General features: G+C 60.3%; 17 protein-coding genes and 1 other RNA gene. 14 read left to right on the top strand and 4 right to left on the bottom strand.

Annotated features, from left to right (window positions below):
• Positions 1-115: 115 nt before the first annotated feature.
• From ssrA to ompA, 4 genes are all read right to left on the bottom strand, one after another.
• Positions 116-484, bottom strand: a transfer-messenger RNA (tmRNA) gene (ssrA, locus tag AX768_RS11285).
• Positions 485-556: 72 nt separating this feature from the next.
• Complete coding sequence (gph, locus tag AX768_RS11280; protein WP_062000940.1) at positions 557-1,273, bottom strand: phosphoglycolate phosphatase; 717 nt, start codon at positions 1,271-1,273, stop codon at positions 557-559.
• Between the two features lie 95 nt (positions 1,274-1,368).
• Positions 1,369-2,067: a bifunctional 2-polyprenyl-6-hydroxyphenol methylase/3-demethylubiquinol 3-O-methyltransferase UbiG gene (ubiG, locus tag AX768_RS11275; protein WP_062000030.1), complete on the bottom strand. Its 699-nt coding sequence runs from the start codon at positions 2,065-2,067 to the stop codon at positions 1,369-1,371.
• 175 nt (positions 2,068-2,242) lie between these two features.
• A complete protein-coding gene (ompA, locus tag AX768_RS11270) occupies positions 2,243-2,899 on the bottom strand; it encodes an outer membrane protein OmpA (RefSeq protein WP_056355836.1) in 657 nt (218 codons plus the stop codon).
• Between the two features lie 673 nt (positions 2,900-3,572).
• On the opposite strand from ompA, the gene gyrA reads away from it, so the two are divergent.
• From gyrA to rfaE1, 14 genes are all read left to right on the top strand, one after another.
• Positions 3,573-6,251 (top strand): DNA gyrase subunit A, encoded by a 2,679-nt coding sequence (gene gyrA, locus AX768_RS11265; protein WP_062000029.1) that lies wholly within the window; start codon positions 3,573-3,575, stop codon positions 6,249-6,251.
• Between the two features lie 132 nt (positions 6,252-6,383).
• On the top strand, positions 6,384-6,989 hold the full coding sequence (locus AX768_RS11260; RefSeq protein WP_062000939.1) for a DUF2059 domain-containing protein: 606 nt from the start codon (positions 6,384-6,386) through the stop codon (positions 6,987-6,989).
• 184 nt (positions 6,990-7,173) lie between these two features.
• Positions 7,174-8,256, top strand: coding sequence for a 3-phosphoserine/phosphohydroxythreonine transaminase (gene serC, locus AX768_RS11255; RefSeq protein ID WP_062000028.1), 1,083 nt, complete (start codon positions 7,174-7,176; stop codon positions 8,254-8,256).
• Positions 8,257-8,306: 50 nt separating this feature from the next.
• Positions 8,307-9,389 carry a prephenate dehydratase gene (pheA, locus tag AX768_RS11250; protein WP_062000027.1) on the top strand — a complete coding sequence of 361 codons (1,083 nt, stop codon included), beginning with the start codon at positions 8,307-8,309 and terminating at the stop codon, positions 9,387-9,389.
• Positions 9,390-9,438: 49 nt separating this feature from the next.
• Complete coding sequence (gene hisC / locus AX768_RS11245) at positions 9,439-10,554, top strand: histidinol-phosphate transaminase (protein ID WP_062000026.1); 1,116 nt, start codon at positions 9,439-9,441, stop codon at positions 10,552-10,554.
• Between the two features lie 77 nt (positions 10,555-10,631).
• Positions 10,632-11,555 carry a prephenate dehydrogenase gene (locus AX768_RS11240; protein ID WP_062000025.1) on the top strand — a complete coding sequence of 308 codons (924 nt, stop codon included), beginning with the start codon at positions 10,632-10,634 and terminating at the stop codon, positions 11,553-11,555.
• A gap of 16 nt (positions 11,556-11,571) precedes the next feature.
• Complete coding sequence (gene aroA / locus AX768_RS11235) at positions 11,572-12,876, top strand: 3-phosphoshikimate 1-carboxyvinyltransferase (RefSeq protein WP_062000024.1); 1,305 nt, start codon at positions 11,572-11,574, stop codon at positions 12,874-12,876.
• Between the two features lie 55 nt (positions 12,877-12,931).
• The gene (cmk, locus tag AX768_RS11230; RefSeq protein ID WP_062000023.1) at positions 12,932-13,612 is read left to right on the top strand and encodes a (d)CMP kinase; all 681 of its coding nucleotides are present in this window, start codon (positions 12,932-12,934) and stop codon (positions 13,610-13,612) included.
• Between the two features lie 197 nt (positions 13,613-13,809).
• The gene (rpsA, locus tag AX768_RS11225) at positions 13,810-15,525 is read left to right on the top strand and encodes a 30S ribosomal protein S1 (RefSeq protein ID WP_047844853.1); all 1,716 of its coding nucleotides are present in this window, start codon (positions 13,810-13,812) and stop codon (positions 15,523-15,525) included.
• Between the two features lie 20 nt (positions 15,526-15,545).
• Positions 15,546-15,884 carry an integration host factor subunit beta gene (locus AX768_RS11220; protein WP_056355824.1) on the top strand — a complete coding sequence of 113 codons (339 nt, stop codon included), beginning with the start codon at positions 15,546-15,548 and terminating at the stop codon, positions 15,882-15,884.
• Positions 15,885-16,181: 297 nt separating this feature from the next.
• Positions 16,182-16,475: a lipopolysaccharide assembly protein LapA domain-containing protein gene (locus AX768_RS11215; protein WP_062000022.1), complete on the top strand. Its 294-nt coding sequence runs from the start codon at positions 16,182-16,184 to the stop codon at positions 16,473-16,475.
• Between the two features lie 79 nt (positions 16,476-16,554).
• On the top strand, positions 16,555-17,730 hold the full coding sequence (gene lapB / locus AX768_RS11210; RefSeq protein ID WP_062000021.1) for a lipopolysaccharide assembly protein LapB: 1,176 nt from the start codon (positions 16,555-16,557) through the stop codon (positions 17,728-17,730).
• 144 nt (positions 17,731-17,874) lie between these two features.
• A complete protein-coding gene (locus AX768_RS11205; protein ID WP_062000020.1) occupies positions 17,875-19,266 on the top strand; it encodes a UDP-glucose dehydrogenase family protein in 1,392 nt (463 codons plus the stop codon).
• Positions 19,244-20,227: a D-glycero-beta-D-manno-heptose-7-phosphate kinase gene (gene rfaE1, locus AX768_RS11200; protein ID WP_062000019.1), complete on the top strand. Its 984-nt coding sequence runs from the start codon at positions 19,244-19,246 to the stop codon at positions 20,225-20,227. Before AX768_RS11205 ends, rfaE1 begins: the two co-directional genes overlap by 23 nt.
• Positions 20,228-20,236 lie beyond the last annotated feature (9 nt).

Raw genomic sequence — 20,236 nt, 5'->3', positions numbered from 1 at the left:
CGAGCGAACATGGAAGGAGGGTTTGGCGGATTGTGGGGAGTGGGAAAAACAAAACCCCGCATGCCTTGCGGCAAGCGGGGTTCAGTTCATCCGGCGGGAAAGCCGGAAGCGATATTGGTGGAGGCGGCGGGAATCGAACCCGCGTCCAGTAGCGCTCTACGACCAGTTCTACATACTTAGTTCTATCATTTGATTTAACCTGGCGACGCGGACGAACACGCTTCGCTTCGGCGATTCACTAAATTTTCGACCTTGGCGTCGCGACGCCGACAAGGCTTATCTGACGTATATGACCTCTCTCGGTATTGCTACCGGTCTTGCGACTCTAGTCCGTCAGTAAACTAGGGAGAGGCAGGCGGCCCTTAGGCTGCCAGTGCGAACGTTTCGTCGTTTGCAGTTACGTTTTTCCCATTGATTTACGAGGTGACGGGTCCTCGGTATGCCCTAGCCGCTTCGCAACCCCTGTCGAAACCAGGTCGCCCCCGAAGCATTGCGTATTATCTCACAGATCCAGCCGCCATCAGCGTCAGTGCAAGGACCTGAAAGACACCGCAACTTATTGCACATCCCGCAGCAATTGCTGCAATTCGATAGTCGTTTCTACCACGTGATCAGCGTGCCAGCGCGTGGGCGGCAGGTCCGTGCCGCAGTAGCCATAGGCTGCCGCCACGGTGACCATGCCGGCCGCGAAACCCGCCTGAACGTCGCGCAGATCGTCGCCCACATACACCACCTGTTCGGGCTTTTCCTCCATCAACTCGGCAGCATGCAGCAAGGGCGCCGGATGCGGCTTCGAGTGCGAGGTTGTGTCGCCACAAACCAGGCACGCCGCCCGTTCCGCAAGTCCGAGCAATGCCACGAGCGGTTCAGCCAGTCGCGTGACCTTGTTCGTCACGATGCCCCAGCGAACGCCGCGGGCATCTAGCTGATCGAGCAGTTCATCGATACCCGGGAACAGCGTCGTTTCAATACACAGATCCGCTTCGTAGTTCGCGAGGAACTCCTCGCGCATCGAGGCGTAATCCGGATGTTCGGGACTGATCTCGAACGCGCCGCCAAGCAAACCCCGCGCGCCCGCCGATGCCAGCGGCCGCAACGTCTCCAGCGGACGCATCTCGAGCCCACGGTCGTGACGCATCTTGTTGACGGCTGCGACGAGGTCGGGCGCGGTATCGGCGATCGTGCCGTCGAGGTCGAACAAGACCGCCTGACACAGCTTCAGCCGGTCCTTGTCCAATTCCTGCTGCGAAGAGGGCGTCGGGTCGTCGCTCATGAAAGTCCGTACGGGTTCAATGACGCTCGGTGGCGTCGGGTCCGCGTCTGTAGAGTTCGAGTTGTCGTTCGGTCGGTCGTTCATGTTCGTTTTCGTCATGCCACGCGACGGCAAGCCATCAGGTAGTTGATGCTAGTGTCGTCGGAGATGCCAAAGCGCTTGGCGAGCGGGCGATAAGTAATCCCCTTGATCTCGACGATATCTAATTGCGCCGAACGCACAAGTTGCGCAAGTTCTGACGGCTTGATGAAACGTGCATAGTCGTGCGTGCCGCGCGGGAGCATCCGGGCAATGTACTCCGCGCCGATCACCGCGAAGAGGTACGCCTTGGCATTGCGATTGAGCGTGGAAAAGAACACCCAGCCGCCCGGCTTGACCAGCGTGGCGCACGCCTGGACGATCCCAGCGGGATCGGGCACGTGTTCGAGCATTTCCATGCACGTGACGACGTCATAGGCACCGGGTTCACGCGCAGCAAGCGCTTCTGCCGCAATTTCCTCGTACTCGACTTCCACACCGCTTTCCAGGCTGTGCAAGTCGGCCACGCTCAGCGCATTCGACGATAAATCCACGCCTTTCACCTTCGCGCCGCGCACCGCCATGGACTCGGACAGTATCCCGCCACCGCAGCCGACATCCAGCGCGCGTTTGCCCGGCAAGTGAGCCAGGCCGTCGATCCAGTCGAGCCGCACGGGGTTCAGTTCATGCAGCGGTTTGAATTCGGCATTCGGGTCCCACCAGCGATGAGCCAGCTCGCTGAATTTCTGAAGCTCGTGGGGATCGGCATTGATCATGTGCGGATAGCCTTGAAACGAAAGTCGTGAACAGTCAGGCACCAAGTATATAGGCGGTGACGGAACCGGGTAAAACGGGCCGGAGAAAGAAGGGGGCAGCTTGTGGCTGCCGGGCGCGCATAAAAAAAAGCCCCGCCGGAGCGGGGCTTTGATCCTGCGGCAATCAGTCGCTAAATTACTGCGGCTGACGCGAGGTTCCAACAACTTCGACTTCCACGCGACGATCCGGTGCGAGGCAGGCGATGAGTTGCTTGTGGTTCTTCTGGTTGCAACCGGTGGTAACCGGGTTGCGCTTGCCCTTGCCTTCCGTATAGATACGGTTGGCTTCGATGCCCTTGCTGACCAGGTATGCCTTGACAGCTTGTGCACGACGCAGCGACAGACGATCGTTGTACTTGTCCGAACCGATGCGGTCCGTGTAACCCGTAGCGACCACGACTTCCAGGTTCAGGTCGCCAATCTTCGATGCGAGATCGTCAAGCTTTGCCTTACCAGCCGGCTTCAGGATTGCCTTGTCGAAGTCGAACAGAGCGTCAGCTTGGTACGTAACCTTCTGGCTTTGGATGACCGGAGCAACCGGAGCGACCGGAGCCGGCGGCGTCGGTGCTTGCGCTACCAGCGCGCCATCGCACTTTGCGTTTGCCGTAGCCGGGGTCCAGAACGCATCGCGCCAGCAAAGCTCGTTCGTACCGTTCATCCACACATATTCGCCCGTGCCGTTCACCCAGTTGTCATTGACTGCCTGACGTGAAGCCGGGACCGATTGCGCCATAGCCGATGCAGCCATAACTGCGGTAGCTGCAATGAACGCGAGCTTTGAAAGTTTATTCATATTTCTCCTCTCGAAATTGAGATTACCGCAGGTTTACTGCGAGCCTTGTTGACAAAGACAAGTCATACATTGCTCGAAGTATAACATTACCGCGGAACAAAACGCTGTGTGTAGACTTCGAGCAGTGTCTAACTTTGTGCGTTGGCATTTTGCCATATCGTTCCCTTGCAACGATAAAAATATCCCCGGGGCCCCAATGCCTGCAACCTTATGTGGTGCATGCGCAACAAGACGGGGCATGGGAAAAGCAGGGTTTGATATGCGCGTCTTATGCGCATGATACGTGCCCACCCGGAACTTTTTGGCAAAACATCAATACATTTTTTTGCTGATTTTTTGTGCACTTTTCAGCGACTGCAAAAATCTCGGTCGTGAATCATAGCGGGTTAGTCTGACGTTTTCACTTCCTCATGCGAAGCAAATTGTAAGCTCCCGCTACAAATGCTTCTCGATCCTCCGGGAAAGTTCCCTCCGTCCCGTTTCGGCAGTCTGTCTGCTGCGCATGCACTGTATGTATATACGCGCCGCTGCCGGGCACGGATGCCGCGCATGTTAGAATCGCGTGATGCGTTGCGTTCGCAATGCCGATGCCAAACGCCGGTGAATTCAGGGGAAACGTCGCAAAACGCACGTTTATTCCGCGCCGGCGCCGCACAGTTCAAGACACGGATAAATGGATCAATTCGCCAAAGAGACCCTGCCAATCTCCCTTGAGGAGGAAATGCGCCGCTCATATCTCGATTACGCGATGAGCGTGATCGTGGGGCGAGCGCTCCCCGATGTCCGCGACGGCCTGAAGCCTGTCCACCGTCGCGCACTCTATTCCATGCACGAACTGAACAACGACTGGAATCGCGCCTACAAGAAGTCGGCGCGTATTGTCGGCGATGTGATCGGTAAATATCACCCGCACGGCGACCAGTCGGTGTACGACACCATCGTGCGGATGGCGCAACCGTTCTCCCTTCGCTACATGCTGGTGGACGGACAGGGCAACTTCGGTTCGGTCGACGGCGACAATGCCGCGGCCATGCGATACACCGAAATCCGCATGGCGAAGATCGGCCACGAACTGCTGGCGGATATCGACAAGGAAACGGTCGACTTCGGTCCGAACTACGACGGCAGCGAAAGCGAGCCGCTGGTTTTGCCGGCGCGTATTCCGAATCTGCTGATCAATGGCTCCGCCGGCATCGCGGTTGGCATGGCGACGAACATTCCGCCGCACAACCTGCGCGAAATCGTCGACGCCTGCATGCATTTGCTGAACAACCCGGATTCGACCATCGACGAACTGATGGAAATCGTTCCGGCACCGGATTTTCCGACGTACGGCGTGATCTACGGCGTCTCGGGCGTGCGCGATGGGTATCGGACAGGACGCGGGCGCGTCGTGATGCGCGCGACCACCCACTTCGAAGAGATCGATCGCGGCCAGCGCATGGCGATCATCGTCGACGAAATTCCGTATCAGGTGAACAAGCGGACGCTGCTCGAACGTATCGCCGAGCTGGTGAACGAGAAGAAGATCGAAGGCATCTCGGACATCCGCGACGAATCCGACAAGAGCGGCATGCGCGTGGTGGTCGAGCTGAAGCGCGGCGAAGTGCCCGAAGTGGTGCTGAACAACCTGTATAAGCTGACGCAGCTCCAGGACACGTTCGGCATGAACATGGTCGCGCTGGTCGACGGCCAGCCGCGTCTGCTCAACCTGAAGCAGATGCTGGAGTGTTTCCTGTCGCATCGGCGGGAAGTGCTGACGCGGCGCACTGTATACGAACTGCGCAAGGCGCGGGATCGTGGCCACGTGCTGGAAGGCCTGGCGGTGGCGCTGGCGAATATCGACGAATTCATCCGCATCATCAAGGCTGCTCCCACTCCGCCGATCGCGAAGCAGGACTTGATGAACAACGCCTGGGATTCGGAAATCGTGCGCGAGATGCTGTCGCGCGCGGAAACCGAAGAATCGGGCGGCCGCCAGGCATACCGGCCGGAAGGTCTGAATCCGGCTTACGGCATGCAGGCAGATGGCTTGTACAAGCTTTCCGACGTTCAGGCGCAGGAAATTCTGCAAATGCGCCTGCAACGCCTGACCGGGCTCGAGCAGGACAAGATTGTCGGCGAGTACAAGGATGTCATGGCGCAGATCGCCGATTTGCTCGATATCCTCGCGCGTCCGGAGCGGATCCGCGCAATCATCGTGGACGAACTGGCGACCGTTCGCGCCGAGTTTGGCGACGACCGCCGTTCGCGCATCGAACTGAACGCCACGGAACTGAACACCGAAGACCTGATCACGCCGCAGGAAATGGTCGTGACCATGTCGCACACCGGTTATGTGAAGTCGCAGCCGTTGTCGGAATACCGCGCGCAAAAGCGCGGCGGCCGCGGCAAGCAAGCCACGCAGATGAAGGAAGACGACTGGATCGACACGCTGTTCATTGCGAACACGCACGATCACATGCTGTGCTTCTCGAATCGCGGCCGCGTCTACTGGATCAAGGTCTACGAAGTTCCGCAAGGTTCGCGGAACTCGCGCGGCCGTCCGATCGTCAATATGTTCCCGTTGCAGGACGGCGAGAAGATCAACGTCGTGCTGCCGATCAAGGAATTCTCGGCTGACAAGTACGTCTTCATGGCTACGTCTTTGGGCACGGTCAAGAAGACGCCGCTGGAAGCGTTCAGCCGGCCGCTGCGCAAGGGCATTATCGCGGTCGGACTGGACGAGGGCGATTTCCTGATCGGCGCTGCGATCACCGACGGTGAGCACGACGTCATGCTTTTCTCGGATTCGGGCAAGGCAGTTCGCTTTGACGAAAACGACGTCCGCGCCATGGGCCGTGAAGCCCGCGGCGTGCGCGGCATGCAGCTGGAAGACGGGCAGCAGGTCATCGCGCTGCTCGTGGCGGGCGGCGAGAACCAGTCGGTGCTGACCGCGACCGAAAACGGTTTCGGCAAGCGTACGCCGATTGGCGAGTACACCCGTCATGGCCGTGGCACGAAGGGCATGATCGCGATCCAGACATCGGAACGTAATGGCAAGGTCGTCGCTGCGACGCTCGTGGAGCCGGAAAGCGAGATCATGCTGATCACGAATACGGGCGTGCTGATTCGCACACGCGTGTCGGAGATCCGTGAGATGGGCCGTGCAACCCAAGGTGTTACACTCATCAGTCTTGACGACGGCACGAAGTTATCCGGCCTGCAGCACATCGCCGAGGCGGAAGTGGCGGTCGAACTCGACGCGGATCTGGAAGGTGACGCGGCTGACACACTCGACACACCATCGGCCAGCGACGCTGGCGACAGTCCCGACGACACGTCCGAGGGCGGCGAGGACACAACGTCCTGAACGCCGCCTGATCGGCGAGCACTCGTTCTGTTTCTGAAAGCTTGAATCTATAAGCTGCGCGAACCTGAGCATGTCCCAAGTACATGCCGGCTCGCGCAGCAGTAGAAACGAAAATTTTTTAAGGGAGTAATGATGCAAAAACAGTTTAAACAATGGATCTTGCTGGCTGCTTTGGTACCGGCTTTCGCATCGGCTCAATCGCTCCAGAGCCAATCGGCAGCGCCGGCACCGGCTGCGGCCACAGCGGCTCCGGATCCGGCGAAGCAAGCTGCGATCAAGAACCTGCTGGACGCAATCGACGCGCAAAAGCTCGTCGGCGCCATTGGTAACAGCGCACAAATGCAGTCGAAGCAACTGGTTCCGGCCATCCTGTCCGACGCTTTGAGCGAAAACAAGACGCTGAACGACAAGCAGAAACAAGCTGCCGTTCCTCAGCTCCAGAAGGACACGGTACCGAAGCTGGTTGATTCGGCTGGCCAAGTGTTTGCAACGGATTCGTTCCGTCAGGACGCCATGCAAGCTCAGTACGACGCTTACGCGAAGTACTACACCACGGCTGAAATCAACGACCTGACGACGTTCTACAAGAGCCCGACAGGACGCAAGTTCATCCAGGTCCAAGACCAGGTTGGTCGTGACGTGGTGAATGGCCTGATGCAAAAGTACATGCCGCAAGCCATCAAGGCGACGCGTACGCAAGCAGACAAGGAAGTGGCATCGGTCAAGCCGGCTAAGTAAGTTCAAGCCGGTCGCCGGGACCCGCGGCCGCGAGCGAGTTGTCCACGCGGCGGTTGTTTGGCGGGTTTTCGGGACGGTGCGATAATGGCTGTTTGCGTTCAGACGCAAACAGCCATTTCTTTTTCAGGCGCGGTTTCAGGTTTTACTGGCTTAACTCGCGTCCGGCTTTTCGGGATCTCTATTCATGCGCGTATTCAATTTCTCCGCTGGTCCGGCTGCAATGCCCGAAGAAGTTCTTCGTCAAGCCGCCGACGAAATGCTCGACTGGAACGGCAGCGGCATGAGCGTGATGGAAATGAGTCATCGCGGCGCTGAATTCATGTCGATTCACGAAGCGGCGCTGACCGATCTCCGCGATCTGCTGAGGGTGCCCGCGTCGCACCGGATTCTGTTTTTGCAAGGCGGCGGGATTGGCGAGAACGCAATCGTGCCGCTGAACCTGCTTGGATCGCGCAAGACCGCGGACTTCGTGGTGACCGGCTCGTGGTCGCAGAAATCGTTCAAGGAAGCACAGAAATACGGCACGCCGCATATCGCGGCGAATGGCAAGACGGATCAGGGTTTCACGCACGTCCCGAAGATCGCCGAATGGCATCTGTCCGACGACCCCGCGTATGTCCATCTTTGCACGAACGAAACCATCGACGGCGTGGAGACTTTCGAGATCCCCGATCTGGGCTCCGTGCCGCTGGTTGCCGACGCTTCATCGCACATTCTTTCCCGTCCAATGGACATCGCGAAGTACGGCGTGCTCTTCGGCGGCGCGCAGAAGAACATCGGCATGGCGGGCGTGACGGTCGTGATCGTGCGCGAGGATCTGCTCGATCGTGCGCTCGCGATCTGCCCGTCGGCGTTCGAATGGAAGACCATCGCCGCGAACAATTCGATGTACAACACGCCGCCCACGTACGCAATCTACATTGCCGGACTCGTCTTCAAGTGGCTGAAAAAGCAGGGCGGGCTGGAGGCCATGGAGGCGCGCGGTATCGAGAAGTCGTCGCTGCTGTACGACACCATCGACTCGAGCAGTTTCTATCTGAACAAAGTTGAGCGTCAGTCGCGCTCGAGAATGAACGTACCGTTTTTTCTCGCCGACGAAACCCGTAACGAAGCATTCCTGGCCGGCGCGAAAGCGCGCGGCCTGCTGCAGCTGAAAGGCCACAAGTCGGTCGGCGGCATGCGCGCGTCCATCTATAACGCGGTGCCGCTCGAAGCGGTTAAGACACTTGTCGAGTATATGAAGGAATTCGAGCAGACCAGCGCCTGATCTGCCCTTCAATGCTTCACCACGCTGGACCGACTTAATCCAAACATCGCATGGACGACGACCTTAATTCTCAACTCAAACCGCTGCGTGAACGCATCGATGCGCTCGACGCGCAGCTCATCGCGCTCCTGAATCAGCGCGCCGCGGTCGCGCTCGAAGTGGGCGAGGTGAAGAAGCATTTCAACGCGCCCGTGTTTCGTCCTGAGCGTGAACTGCAGGTGATCGCGCGGCTTCAGGACATGAGCGAAGGACCGCTTGGCGGCGATCACATCAGCTCGATCTGGCGCGAAATCATGGCGGCGAGCCGCGCGCTCGAACAAACGCTGCGTGCCGCGTTCCTCGGGCCGGTCGGCACGTACAGCGAACAGGCGATGTTCGAGTACTTCGGACATTCCATTGAAGGCCTGCCTTGTCCTTCCATCGACGAAGTGTTTCGTTCGGTCGAAGCGGGCGCGGCCGAGTTTGGCGTCGTGCCGGTCGAGAACTCGGCGGAAGGCGCGGTATCGCGTACGCTCGATTTGCTGTTGCAGACGTCGCTTGTGATCGGCGGCGAACTGGCTTTGCCGATTCACCATAATTTGCTGACGGCGTCGGGCACGCTCGATGGCGTCACGCGCGTGTTCGCGCATCCGCAAGCGCTCGCGCAATGTCAGCATTGGCTGACCGCGAATGCGCCCGAGTTGCAGCGCCAGGCGGTATCGAGCAATGCGGAAGCAGCGCGGCTTGCGGTGGGGGATCCCACTATCGCGGCGATTGCCGGCGATCGCGCGGCGACGCATTACGGACTGGGCGTGGTTCGATCGATGATCCAGGACGATCCGCACAACCGCACGCGTTTTGTGATGATCGGCAAGGAACGCACGGGCGTGAGCGGGCACGACCAGACGTCGCTGATCGTCTCGGTGGCGAACGAGCCAGGCGCGTTGCTGAAGCTGCTGGAACCGCTGGCACGGCATGGTGTGTCCATGACCCGTTTCGAATCGCGACCGGCGCGCGTCGGCACGTGGGAGTACTACTTTTACATCGATGTAGAAGGCCATCGCGACGATACGTCCGTTGCCGCCGCGCTTACCGAACTCGGCGAAAAAGCCGAATTCCTCAAGGTCCTCGGATCGTACCCGCGCGCTCGTTGAGCCCTCGCTTTCCACACGCATTTCCATACGCAGATACGCTGGAGAAAATATGACATCGCAATTCGGCCCTTCCTACGTGCGCGCGATCGCGCCTTATATTGCCGGCAAGCCGATCTCGGAAGTGGCGCGTGAATTCGGGCTGAACGAAGCGGATATCGTGAAGCTCGCATCGAACGAAAATCCGCTGGGCATGCCGGAATCCGCTAAGCGCGCAATGACGGAAGCCATGGCCGAACTCGGCCGCTATCCGGATTCGAACGGTTTCGAACTGAAGGCAGCGCTTGGCGAGCGTTATGGCGTGCCGCCGGAGTGGATCACGCTCGGCAACGGCAGCAACGACATTCTCGAAATCGCCGCGCATGCGCTGGTGGAGAAGGGCCAGTCGGTCGTGTACTCGCAGTACTCGTTCGCGGTGTATGCGCTCGCCACGCAAGGTCTGGGCGCGCGTGCGATCGTCGTGCCGGCTGTGAAATACGGTCACGATCTCGACGCGATGCTCGCTGCAATCGCCGATGACACGCGCCTCGTGTTCGTTGCGAATCCGAACAATCCGACAGGTACGTTCATTGACGGCCCCGCGCTTGAAGCGTTCATCTCGCGCGTGCCGCGCCACGTGGCGGTCGTGCTGGACGAGGCATACACCGAATATCTGGCGAAGGACAAACGCTACGATTCGATTGCCTGGGTGCGCAAATATCCGAATCTGATCGTATCGCGGACGTTTTCAAAAGCGTTCGGTCTCGCCGGATTGCGCGTGGGTTTTGCCATCGCCCAGCCGGAGCAAACCGATCTGCTCAACCGTCTGCGTCAGCCGTTCAACGTGAATTCGCTCGCGCAGGCCGCGGCCATCGCTGCGTTGAAGGACACGGCGTTTCTCGCGAAGAGTGCGGAGATCAACGCGGCGGGTTATCGCCGGCTCACTGAAGCGTTCGATAATCTCGGGCTCGAATACGTGCCGTCCGACGGCAACTTCGTGATGGTGCGCGTGGGCAATGATGACGCCGCCGGTCAGCGCGTCAATCTCGCTTTGCTCAAGCAAGGCGTGATCGTGCGGCCGGTCGCGAACTACGGCTTGTTACCGTGGCTGCGTATCACGATCGGACTGCCGGAAGAAAACGAAGCGTTTATCGCCGCGCTCGAAAAGGCGTTGTCCGCAACGGCCTGATTGTCTTGTCGGGCGTTGATAGAACGCCCTCGATTGTTCACCCTTCGCGCCTTCGGGCGCGTTTTTATCGATGTCCCGTGGCTGCGTTCTCATTCAATAAACTCGTGATTTTCGGCGTCGGCCTGATCGGCGGATCGCTTGCGCGCGGCCTTCGCGAGCGCGCCGGCGCGACGGGCGAAATCATCGGCGTCGGACGATCCGTGAAGTCTGTCGAGCGGGCGCTGGAACTCGGCGTGATCGACTCGGCCGTGCTGATCGACGACGACAACGCGCTCAAACAAGCGCTGCACGATGCCGATTTCGTATTGATCGCGGCGCCCGTTGCGCAAACCGAGCCGTTGCTGCGAAGGATCGTGCCGTTCATCGACGTGCGCACCATAGTCACCGATGCCGGCAGCACGAAGAGCGACGCGGTCATCGCGGCGCGCGCAGCGCTTGGCGCGCGTGCTTCGCAATTCGTGCCGGGCCATCCCATAGCGGGCCGGGAGTCGAGCGGCGTGGATGCCGCGCTGCCCGATCTTTACGTCGATAAAAACGTCGTCCTGTGTCCGTTGCCCGAGAACGCGCCGGAATCCGTCGAGCGCGTCGCCGAGATGTGGCGTGCAACGGGCGCCTCGGTACATCAGATGAGCGCCGAACAGCATGACGGTGTATTCGCGTCGGTGAGCCATTTGCCGCATGTGCTGTCGTTCGCGCTCGTCGAGCAGATTCTTGAAGCGCCGGACGCCGCGCTGAAGTTTTCGTTCGCGGCCGGCGGTTTCCGCGACTTCACGCGCATCGCGGCGTCGAGCCCGGAAATGTGGCGCGACGTGTGTATCGCAAACCGTTCGGCCTTGCTGACCGAGATCGATGCTTATACCAAGGTGCTGGCGCGCTTTCGCGAGGCCATCGAGGCGTCGGACGCCGCTGCGCTCGAAGCCGCGTTTGAACGCTCGCGCACCGCGCGCAGCCAATGGCAACAAGGCGGTGGACTCAAGGCCGCCGATGATTCCGCACAATAGTCAACTGGACTTGCACATGGAACACCTCGATCTCGGACCTTTTTCGCGTGCGTCCGGCACGGTCCGGCTGCCCGGATCGAAGAGCATTTCTAATCGCGTTTTGCTGCTCGCCGCGTTGGCCGAGGGCGAAACGGTGATCACCAATCTGCTCGATTCCGACGATACCCGCGTGATGCTCGCCGCGCTCGCGAAGCTCGGCATCGACCTGAAGAATGACGGCGAGCGTTGCGTCGTGAAGGGGACGGGCGGCGGCTTTCCGGTAAAGTCGGCAGAGCTTTTCCTTGGCAACGCCGGCACCGCGGTGCGTCCGTTGACGGCCGCGCTGGCGTTGAACGGCGGCGAGTACCGCGTGCATGGCGTGCCGCGCATGCATGAACGGCCGATCGGCGATCTCGTCGACGGCCTGCGCCAGATCGGCGCGTCGATCGACTACGAAGCCAACGCCGGTTTCCCGCCGCTGCAGATCCACGCCGCCGGCATTGCCATCGACAAACCGATCAAGGTTCGCGGCGATGTCTCCAGCCAGTTCCTGACCGCGTTGCTGATGAGCCTGCCGCTCGCACAAAGCCAACGCGGCCCGATCGTGATCGAAGTGGACGGCGAACTGATTTCGAAGCCGTATATCGAGATCACGATCAAGCTGATGGAGCGTTTCGGCCTGAGCGTCGAGCGCGACGGCTGGTCGCGCTTCACGTTGCCGGCGGGCGGGCGTTACCAGTCGCCAGGCGCGATCGCGGTGGAAGGCGATGCATCGTCGGCGTCGTATTTTCTTGCGGCCGGTGCGCTCGGCGGCGGGCCGCTGCGCGTGGAAGGCGTGGGCCGCGCGAGCATCCAGGGCGACGTGAATTTTGCCGACGCGCTGATCCGCATGGGTGCGAACGTGATGCTCGGCGACGACTGGATCGAAGTGCGCGGCGTGGAATCGGACGACGGCAGGCTGATGCCCATCGACATGGATTTCAACCTGATCCCCGACGCGGCCATGACCATTGCAGTTGCCGCATTGTTCGCCAATGGCACGACCACGCTGCGCAATATCGCGAGCTGGCGCGTGAAGGAAACCGACCGCATCGCCGCGATGGCCACCGAACTGCGCAAGGTCGGCGCAACGGTCGAGGAGGGCGCGGACTACCTCGTGGTCACGCCGCCGGGGCAACTGACGCCGAACGCGGCTATCGACACCTACGACGACCATCGGATGGCCATGTGTTTTTCGCTCGTGAGCCTGGGCGGCGTGCCGGTGCGCATCAACGACCCGAAGTGCGTGGCGAAGACCTTCCCCGACTATTTCGAGCAATTTGCCAAGCTGGCGAAGGCGTGATGACCGTGACTAATATATATAAGCGAGCCGTTTTTGGCCGACCCGGACGCCTGCGATGAAACCGACCCGTCCTTTTCATCAAACGCCCGTCATCACCATCGATGGCCCGACGGCCTCCGGCAAAGGCACGGTCGCCGCCGTGGTCGCGGCCACGCTGGGTTTCCATCTGCTCGATAGCGGCGCGTTGTATCGGCTGACGGCGCTGGCAAGCGCGCGCTACAACATAGAACCCGATCACGGCGATGCACTCGCGGAACTGGTCGCCGAGCTTCACATCACATTTCGCGAGGGCTTGGCACAGCTCGACGGCGTGGATGTCTCCACCGAAATCCGTGCTGAAGAAATTGGCAAGCGCGCCTCGGCGATCGCGGTCCACCCACAGGTTAGGACCGCGCTGATTGCCCGCCAGCGGGCCTTCCGCAGGCCTCCGGGGCTGGTCGCGGACGGCCGCGACATGGGAACCGTTATTTTCCCCGACGCAACACTCAAGGTATTCCTCACGGCGAGCGCAGAAGCGCGCGCCGCGCGGCGGCATAAGCAATTGATACAAAAAGGCTTTTCTGCTAATATGGAAGACTTGCTGCGAGATTTGCGCGAGCGGGACGCACGGGACAGCAGCCGTGCAGCCGCACCGCTCAAGCCCGCAGTGGACGCGAAGACGCTGGACACCTCCGGGCTATCCATCGACCAGGCGGTCGATCAGATCATCGGTTGGTACACCGCAATTCGCGTGTAAGGTGCTGGAACCTTGCTGGAATCTGATTGCAATCGTTGCAAAAAGCCGACAAGTCCGTTGGCTTTGCGTTGGAGCTCCATGAGAAACATGGAGCGTGTATTAACCCCTCAACCCCGTGTGGCGCTCGTTTTTTCTTGCAATTGGCCCGAATGTTTCGGGCAGGCAAACGCGAAGTAGCTGCGCAACTATAGATTTTTATGTCCGACCTGCAAACATCTACCCCGAATACCGAATCTTTTGCGGCTCTGTTCGAAGAGTCGTTGACCAAGCAGGACATGCGTGCGGGTGAAGTCATTTCCGCCGAAGTCGTGCGCGTCGACCACAATTTCGTGGTCGTCAACGCGGGTCTCAAGTCCGAAGCCTACATTCCGCTCGAAGAATTCCTGAACGACGCGGGCGAGGTAGAAGTGCAGGCGGGCGACTTTGTTTCAGTGGCCATCGACGCCCTGGAAAACGGTTATGGCGACACGATCCTGTCGCGCGACAAGGCGAAGCGTCTGGCTTCGTGGCTGTCGCTGGAAAAAGCGCTCGACAATAACGAACTCGTGACCGGCACGATCACGGGCAAGGTCAAGGGCGGCATGACCGTGATGGTCAACGGCATCCGCGCGTTCCTGCCGGGTTCGCTGGTTGACACGCGTCCGGTCAAGGACACGACCCCGTACGAAGGCAAGACCCTCGAATTCCGCGTGATCAAGCTCGACCGCAAGCGCAACAACGTTGTGCTGTCGCGCCGTGCCGTGATCGAAGCGACCCAAGGCGAAGAGCGCGCAAAGCTGCTCGAAACGCTGAAGGAAGGCGCTATCGTGGAAGGCGTGGTCAAGAACATCACCGACTACGGCGCATTCGTGGACCTCGGCGGTATCGACGGCCTGCTGCACATCACGGACATCGCATGGCGTCGTGTGCGTCACCCGAGCGAAGTGCTGTCGGTTGGCCAGGAAGTCACCGCGAAGATCCTCAAGTTCGACCAGGAGAAGAACCGCGTCTCGCTGGGTATCAAGCAACTCGGCGACGATCCGTGGGAAGGCATTTCCCGCCGTTACCCGTCGGGCACGCGCCTGTTCGGCAAGGTCACCAACATCACCGACTACGGCGCATTTGTTGAAGTGGAATCGGGCATCGAAGGCCTGGTTCACGTGTCGGAAATGGACTGGACGAACAAGAACGTTGCACCGTCGAAGGTTGTGCAACTCGGTGACGAAGTCGAAGTCATGGTTCTCGAAATCGACGAAGACCGCCGCCGTATCAGCCTCGGCATGAAGCAGTGCAAGCCGAACCCGTGGGACGACTTCAGCCGCAACTTCAAGAAGGGCGACAAGCTGGAAGGCGCCATCAAGTCGATCACCGACTTCGGCGTGTTCATCGGTTTGCCGGGCGGCATCGACGGTCTGGTTCACCTCTCGGACCTGTCGTGGAGCGAAACGGGCGAAGAAGCGGTGCGCAAGTACAAGAAGGGCGACGAAGTTCAGGCAATCGTCCTGGGCATCGACGTGGAGAAGGAACGCATCTCGCTGGGTATCAAGCAGCTCGAAGGCGATCCGTTCAGCAACTTCGTGGCAATGAACGACAAGGGCGCGACGGTTGACGGCGTGGTCAAGTCGGTTGACGCGAAGGGTGCAGTCGTGACGTTGACGGCAGACGTGGAAGGTTATCTGCGTGCGTCGGAAATCGCTCAGGACCGCGTGGAAGATGCTCGCAACGTACTGAAAGAAGGCGACAAGGTCAATGCGATGATCATCAACATCGATCGCAAGTCGCGTGGCATCAACCTGTCGATCAAAGCCAAGGATTCGGCTGAGCAACAGGAAGCAATCCGTGGTCTGGCTTCGGCTGACTCGAGCACGGCTGCAACCGGCACGACGAACCTTGGCGCGCTGTTGAAGGCCAAGCTCGACGGCCAGAACGGCTAAGCCGCAGGTATTGCTGCAGCATGACCAAATCGGAATTGGTCGCCCAACTGGCGCTGCGATTTCCGCAACTTGTACTTAAAGATGCGGATTTCGCTGTGAAGACGATGCTCGATGCAATGTCGGACGCCTTGGCCAACGGCCATCGCATCGAAATTCGCGGCTTCGGCAGTTTCGGCCTCAATCGCCGGCCATCGCGTGTTGGCCGCAATCCCAAGTCGGGCGAGAAGGTGCTGGTACCGGAGAAATTCGTACCGCATTTCAAACCGGGCAAAGAGTTGCGGGAACGTGTCGACGGACGCGCGGGCGAACCGCTGAAACAGTCGAATGAGCCGGATAGCGACGAAGACGACGATGTTTGACCGGCGTCCAGATTCCTACCGGTTCGCGCGCTGCGCAGTCAGTGGCAAATGACCGAAAAAGCACCCGTAAGGGTGCTTTTTTTATGTCTGCGCGCTTCGAACGGGGTGACTGTTCCAATGTCTGGTCGGGCCGATCGACTAGTCGCATTCAGCCTTTGCGCCTCGCGCCATACGCATCAATTACAATACCGGACGCTCATGGGCTCCGGCGATGTGGCGCGCGCTTTGCGCTCCTCATCCATGCCCTCCGTCCGGTTGTGCCTGCTTTATTCAGTTACCGCCGTCAAAGAGACCCCTATGAAATTTTTTGTCTGGCTGATTCGTATCCTCGTTTTCGTCGTGTTGCTGGTGCTCGCCCTCGCCAACACGCAAACGGCGACGCTCAATTTCCTCGCCGGTTATTCGTGGGACGCACCGCTCATTCTGATTGGGCTGGCGTTTTTTGTGGTCGGACTGCTGGCCGGCTTGCTGTCCTCGCTGCCGACCGTGTTCCGCCTGAGGATGGAAAATGCCCGGCTCAAACGGGAATTGCGCACGGCGCGGGATGTGCCTGTCGTGCCGCTGGACCCGCCCATGCCGCCGCTGATCTGATAGGCCGCGGCCGGTGTGCTTCGTGCAGCCAGCCGCGCCTTGTACGTGGTCCGGTACTTAACCTCAAACAAGAATTCGCATGGATCTAGACTTCTGGTGGCTGCTTGTCATTCCGGTCGCGTTTGCTCTTGGCTGGATGGCTTCCCGCTATGATCTGAAAACGCTGCTGTCCGAAAACGCCAACCTGCCGCGCTCGTACTTTCGCGGCCTCAATTTCCTGCTGAACGAGCAACACGACAAGGCCATCGATGCATTTATCGAAGTGGCGAAGCTCGATCCCGAAACCATCGAATTGCACTTTGCGCTTGGCAACCTGTTTCGCCGGCGCGGTGAAACCGACCGCGCGATTCGCGTGCACCAGAACTTGCTGAGCCGTCCGGATCTTCCTGTCGCCGAGCGCGACCACGCGCTGTACGAACTTGGACAGGATTTCCTGAAAGCAGGCCTTCTTGACCGCGCCGAAGAAACGTTCCGGTCGCTCGAGGCGGGTGAGTACGCGCTGGGCGCGCAACGTGCGCTCCTGACCATTTACGAGATCGAGAAGGACTGGAACAAGTCGATCACGACGGCCGAGCGCATCGAAGAAATGGGTGCGGCCTCGCTGGCCAAGGAAGTTGCCCAATTCCACTGCGAACTCGCGCAAGAAGCGCTGCAGCGTAAGAATCCCGCCGACGCACGCGCCGAGTTGAAGCTCGCCCTCGCGGCGAATCCGGAAAACGTGCGTGCGACTATCCTGGTAGGAGACGTCGACGCAGCCGGCGGCGATCTCGAAGCTGCGATTGCGTGCTGGCGTCGCGTGGAGGCGCAGAATGCGGCCTATCTTCCGCTGGTCGCGGAGAAACTGGTTCAGGCGTACACGCAACTCGGCAGGACGGCGGAAGGCGTGGATTTGCTGGTCGATTTTGTGAACCGCTATCCGACCAACGATCTGCTCGACGTCGCATTCAAGCATGTCTCGGAGCTGCGCGGGCTCGACGCCGCGCACACGCTCGCGCGCCATCAGATGCAGACGTCGCCGAACCTGGCCGGCATGACGCGGCTGCTGGAGGCGCAAGTTGCTACTGCAGAAGAACCGCGCCGCAGCGAACTGGAACTCATGCGCGCGCTGGTCAAGCAGCGGACCAAGAATTTGCCGCGCTACACGTGCCAGAATTGCGGTTTTCGCGCGCGTCTTTTTTATTGGCAATGCCCGGGCTGCAGTGGCTGGGAAACCTATGCGCCGCGCCGGGTCGAGCCGATCACCACCGCCGCGTGAGGCGGCTGCATCGATCGCCGGCGTTCAACCGTCATCGCCCGTCAGGACCACCGTCCTGTGCGGTGCATGTAATGTTTATCCGATCGGACTTCGTGGCCCTTGCGGCCTGATTTTTCGACACTCACCGGATTCTCCGGAACGCATATGAAAATATCCATTATCGGGACGGGCTACGTCGGACTTGTGACCGGCGCATGCCTCGCTGAAATCGGCAACGACGTGCTTTGCCTCGATGTCGATCCGACCAAGATCGACATCCTCAACAGCGGCGGCGTGCCGATCCACGAACCGGGTCTCCACGAGATGCTCAAGCGCACTCGTGCAGCCGGGCGGATCCGCTTTTCGACCGATATCAAGGAAAGCGCCGAGCATGGCGAGATCCAGTTCATCGCCGTCGGCACGCCGCCGGACGAGGACGGTTCCGCCGACCTGCAATACGTGCTCGGAGCGGCGCGCAATATCGGGCGGTACGCGAACGGCTTCAAAGTCATCGTCGATAAATCCACGGTCCCGGTCGGCACGGCGCAGCACGTTCGCCGGGTGATCGAGGAGGAATTGCGCGCACGCGGCATCGAACCGACGGGACAGAACGGCTTTTCCGTGCTGTCGAATCCGGAGTTCCTGAAAGAAGGCGCGGCGGTCGATGACTTCATGCGTCCTGATCGCATCGTGCTCGGCGTCGACGACGACGAAGCCGGCCAACGCGCGCGCGAGAAGATCAAGCTCCTCTACGCACCGTTCAACCGCAATCACGAACGTACGCTGTATATGGATGTGCGCTCGGCCGAGTTCACGAAGTACGCAGCCAACGCCATGCTGGCTACGCGAATCTCGTTCATGAACGACCTGTCGAATCTCGCCGATGCGATCGGCGCGGACATCGAATCAGTGCGTCGCGGGATTGGCTCTGATCCGCGCATCGGTTATCACTTCCTGTATGCGGGCTGCGGGTACGGCGGTTCGTGTTTCCCGAAGGACGTCCAGGCGCTCGCCCAAACGGCGCGGGAAAACGGGCATCGGCTGAGAATCCTTGAAGCCGTGGAAGAAGTGAACGATCTGCAGAAGGAAGTGCTCGTCACGAAGATCACGAAGCGCATGGGCGAGGATCTGCGCGGGCGTACGTTCGCCGTATGGGGCCTTGCGTTCAAGCCGAACACCGACGACATGCGCGAAGCGTCGAGCCGCCGTTTGATCGGTGCGCTGCTGGAGCGGGGCGCGACGGTGCGTGCCTATGACCCCGTGGCGCTGACGGAAAGCCGCCGCGTTTTCGCGCTCGATCTCGCCGATAAACCCGGTCAGCTCGAACGCCTGCACTTCGTCGAGTCGCAGAAGGACGCCTTGCCGGGCGCGGATGCACTCGTGATCGTGACCGAGTGGAAGGAATTCAAGAGCCCGGATTTCGCGCATCTGAAAAGCGAGCTCAAGATGCCCGTCATCTTCGATGGCCGCAACCTGTATGAACCTGAAGCGATGGCGGAACTCGGCATCGATTATTTTGCAATAGGACGTCCCCATGTCGAACTCCCTCACGCCTGAAACCGCATCGGCCGCGTCTGTCGCGCGGGTCACGCCAGTCCCGCGCGCGCGCATTGCGGCGGCGCGCGTGCTGGTTGTCGGCGACGTGATGCTCGACCGCTACTGGTTCGGCGACGTGAACCGCATCTCGCCGGAAGCGCCGGTGCCGGTCGTTCACGTGCAGCGCAAGGAAGACCGGCTCGGGGGCGCGGCGAACGTCGCGCGCAATGCGGCGGCGCTTGGCGCGCAAGCAGGACTGTTGTGTGTGGTCGGTCACGACGAGCCCGGCGAGTGCATCGTCCAGTTGCTGGACGAAAGCCGGGTGACGGCTCATCTGGAACGCGATCCGGCATTGCTCACGACCATCAAGCTGCGGGTGTTGTCGCGGCAGCAGCAACTGCTGCGTGTGGACTTCGAGAACTCGCCCACGCACGAAGTGCTGAGCGCGTGTCTCGCGCGCTTCGAAACGCTTTTGCCGCAACACGACGTGATCCTGATGTCGGATTACGCGAAGGGCGGTCTGACTCACGTCACGCAAATGATCGCCGATGCCCGCCGCGCCGGCAAACCGGTATTGGTCGATCCGAAGGGCGACGATTGGGACCGCTATCGCGGCGCCACGCTGATCACGCCAAACCGCGCGGAATTGCGCGAAGTGGTCGGGCGCTGGAGCTCCGAGGAAGATCTGCTGCAACGGGTGACGGCGCTGCGTGAATCGCTGGAAATCAGTGCTCTGCTGCTGACGCGCTCGGAAGAAGGCATGACGCTTTTCACCGCCGACCAGGTGGTCCACACGCAGGCCGATGCACGTGAAGTGTATGATGTTTCGGGTGCGGGAGACACGGTCATTGCAACCGTTGCAACCATGCTGGGCGCGGGCGTGCCGCTGATTGACTGTATTGCTTACGCGAACCGGGCGGCGGGAATCGTCGTCGGAAAGCTGGGTACGGCGACCGTCGACTACAACGAACTTTTCGCCTGATCTTTCGGC

This window comes from Burkholderia sp. PAMC 28687 (assembly GCF_001577465.1).
In the GTDB taxonomy this organism is placed as follows: Bacteria; Pseudomonadota; Gammaproteobacteria; order Burkholderiales; family Burkholderiaceae; genus Caballeronia.
Note: the sequence above shows the minus strand (reverse complement) of the source record. Positions and strands in the feature narration are given on the sequence as shown.

What these genes read in the sequence shown, in the direction of transcription:
- lapB (WP_062000021.1), top strand. Translation starts at nt 16,555, where the DNA reads ATGGATCTAGACTTCTGGTGGCTGCTTGTCATTCCGGTCGCGTTTGCT.
- AX768_RS11215 (WP_062000022.1), top strand. Translation starts at nt 16,182, where the DNA reads ATGAAATTTTTTGTCTGGCTGATTCGTATCCTCGTTTTCGTCGTGTTG.
- gyrA (WP_062000029.1), top strand. Translation starts at nt 3,573, where the DNA reads ATGGATCAATTCGCCAAAGAGACCCTGCCAATCTCCCTTGAGGAGGAA.
- pheA (WP_062000027.1), top strand. Translation starts at nt 8,307, where the DNA reads ATGGACGACGACCTTAATTCTCAACTCAAACCGCTGCGTGAACGCATC.
- AX768_RS11220 (WP_056355824.1), top strand. Translation starts at nt 15,546, where the DNA reads ATGACCAAATCGGAATTGGTCGCCCAACTGGCGCTGCGATTTCCGCAA.
- hisC (WP_062000026.1), top strand. Translation starts at nt 9,439, where the DNA reads ATGACATCGCAATTCGGCCCTTCCTACGTGCGCGCGATCGCGCCTTAT.
- rpsA (WP_047844853.1), top strand. Translation starts at nt 13,810, where the DNA reads ATGTCCGACCTGCAAACATCTACCCCGAATACCGAATCTTTTGCGGCT.
- rfaE1 (WP_062000019.1), top strand. Translation starts at nt 19,244, where the DNA reads ATGTCGAACTCCCTCACGCCTGAAACCGCATCGGCCGCGTCTGTCGCG.
- serC (WP_062000028.1), top strand. Translation starts at nt 7,174, where the DNA reads ATGCGCGTATTCAATTTCTCCGCTGGTCCGGCTGCAATGCCCGAAGAA.
- aroA (WP_062000024.1), top strand. Translation starts at nt 11,572, where the DNA reads ATGGAACACCTCGATCTCGGACCTTTTTCGCGTGCGTCCGGCACGGTC.
- AX768_RS11205 (WP_062000020.1), top strand. Translation starts at nt 17,875, where the DNA reads ATGAAAATATCCATTATCGGGACGGGCTACGTCGGACTTGTGACCGGC.
- ubiG (WP_062000030.1), bottom strand. Translation starts at nt 2,067, where the DNA reads ATGATCAATGCCGATCCCCACGAGCTTCAGAAATTCAGCGAGCTGGCT.
- gph (WP_062000940.1), bottom strand. Translation starts at nt 1,273, where the DNA reads ATGAGCGACGACCCGACGCCCTCTTCGCAGCAGGAATTGGACAAGGAC.
- AX768_RS11260 (WP_062000939.1), top strand. Translation starts at nt 6,384, where the DNA reads ATGCAAAAACAGTTTAAACAATGGATCTTGCTGGCTGCTTTGGTACCG.
- ompA (WP_056355836.1), bottom strand. Translation starts at nt 2,899, where the DNA reads ATGAATAAACTTTCAAAGCTCGCGTTCATTGCAGCTACCGCAGTTATG.
- cmk (WP_062000023.1), top strand. Translation starts at nt 12,932, where the DNA reads ATGAAACCGACCCGTCCTTTTCATCAAACGCCCGTCATCACCATCGAT.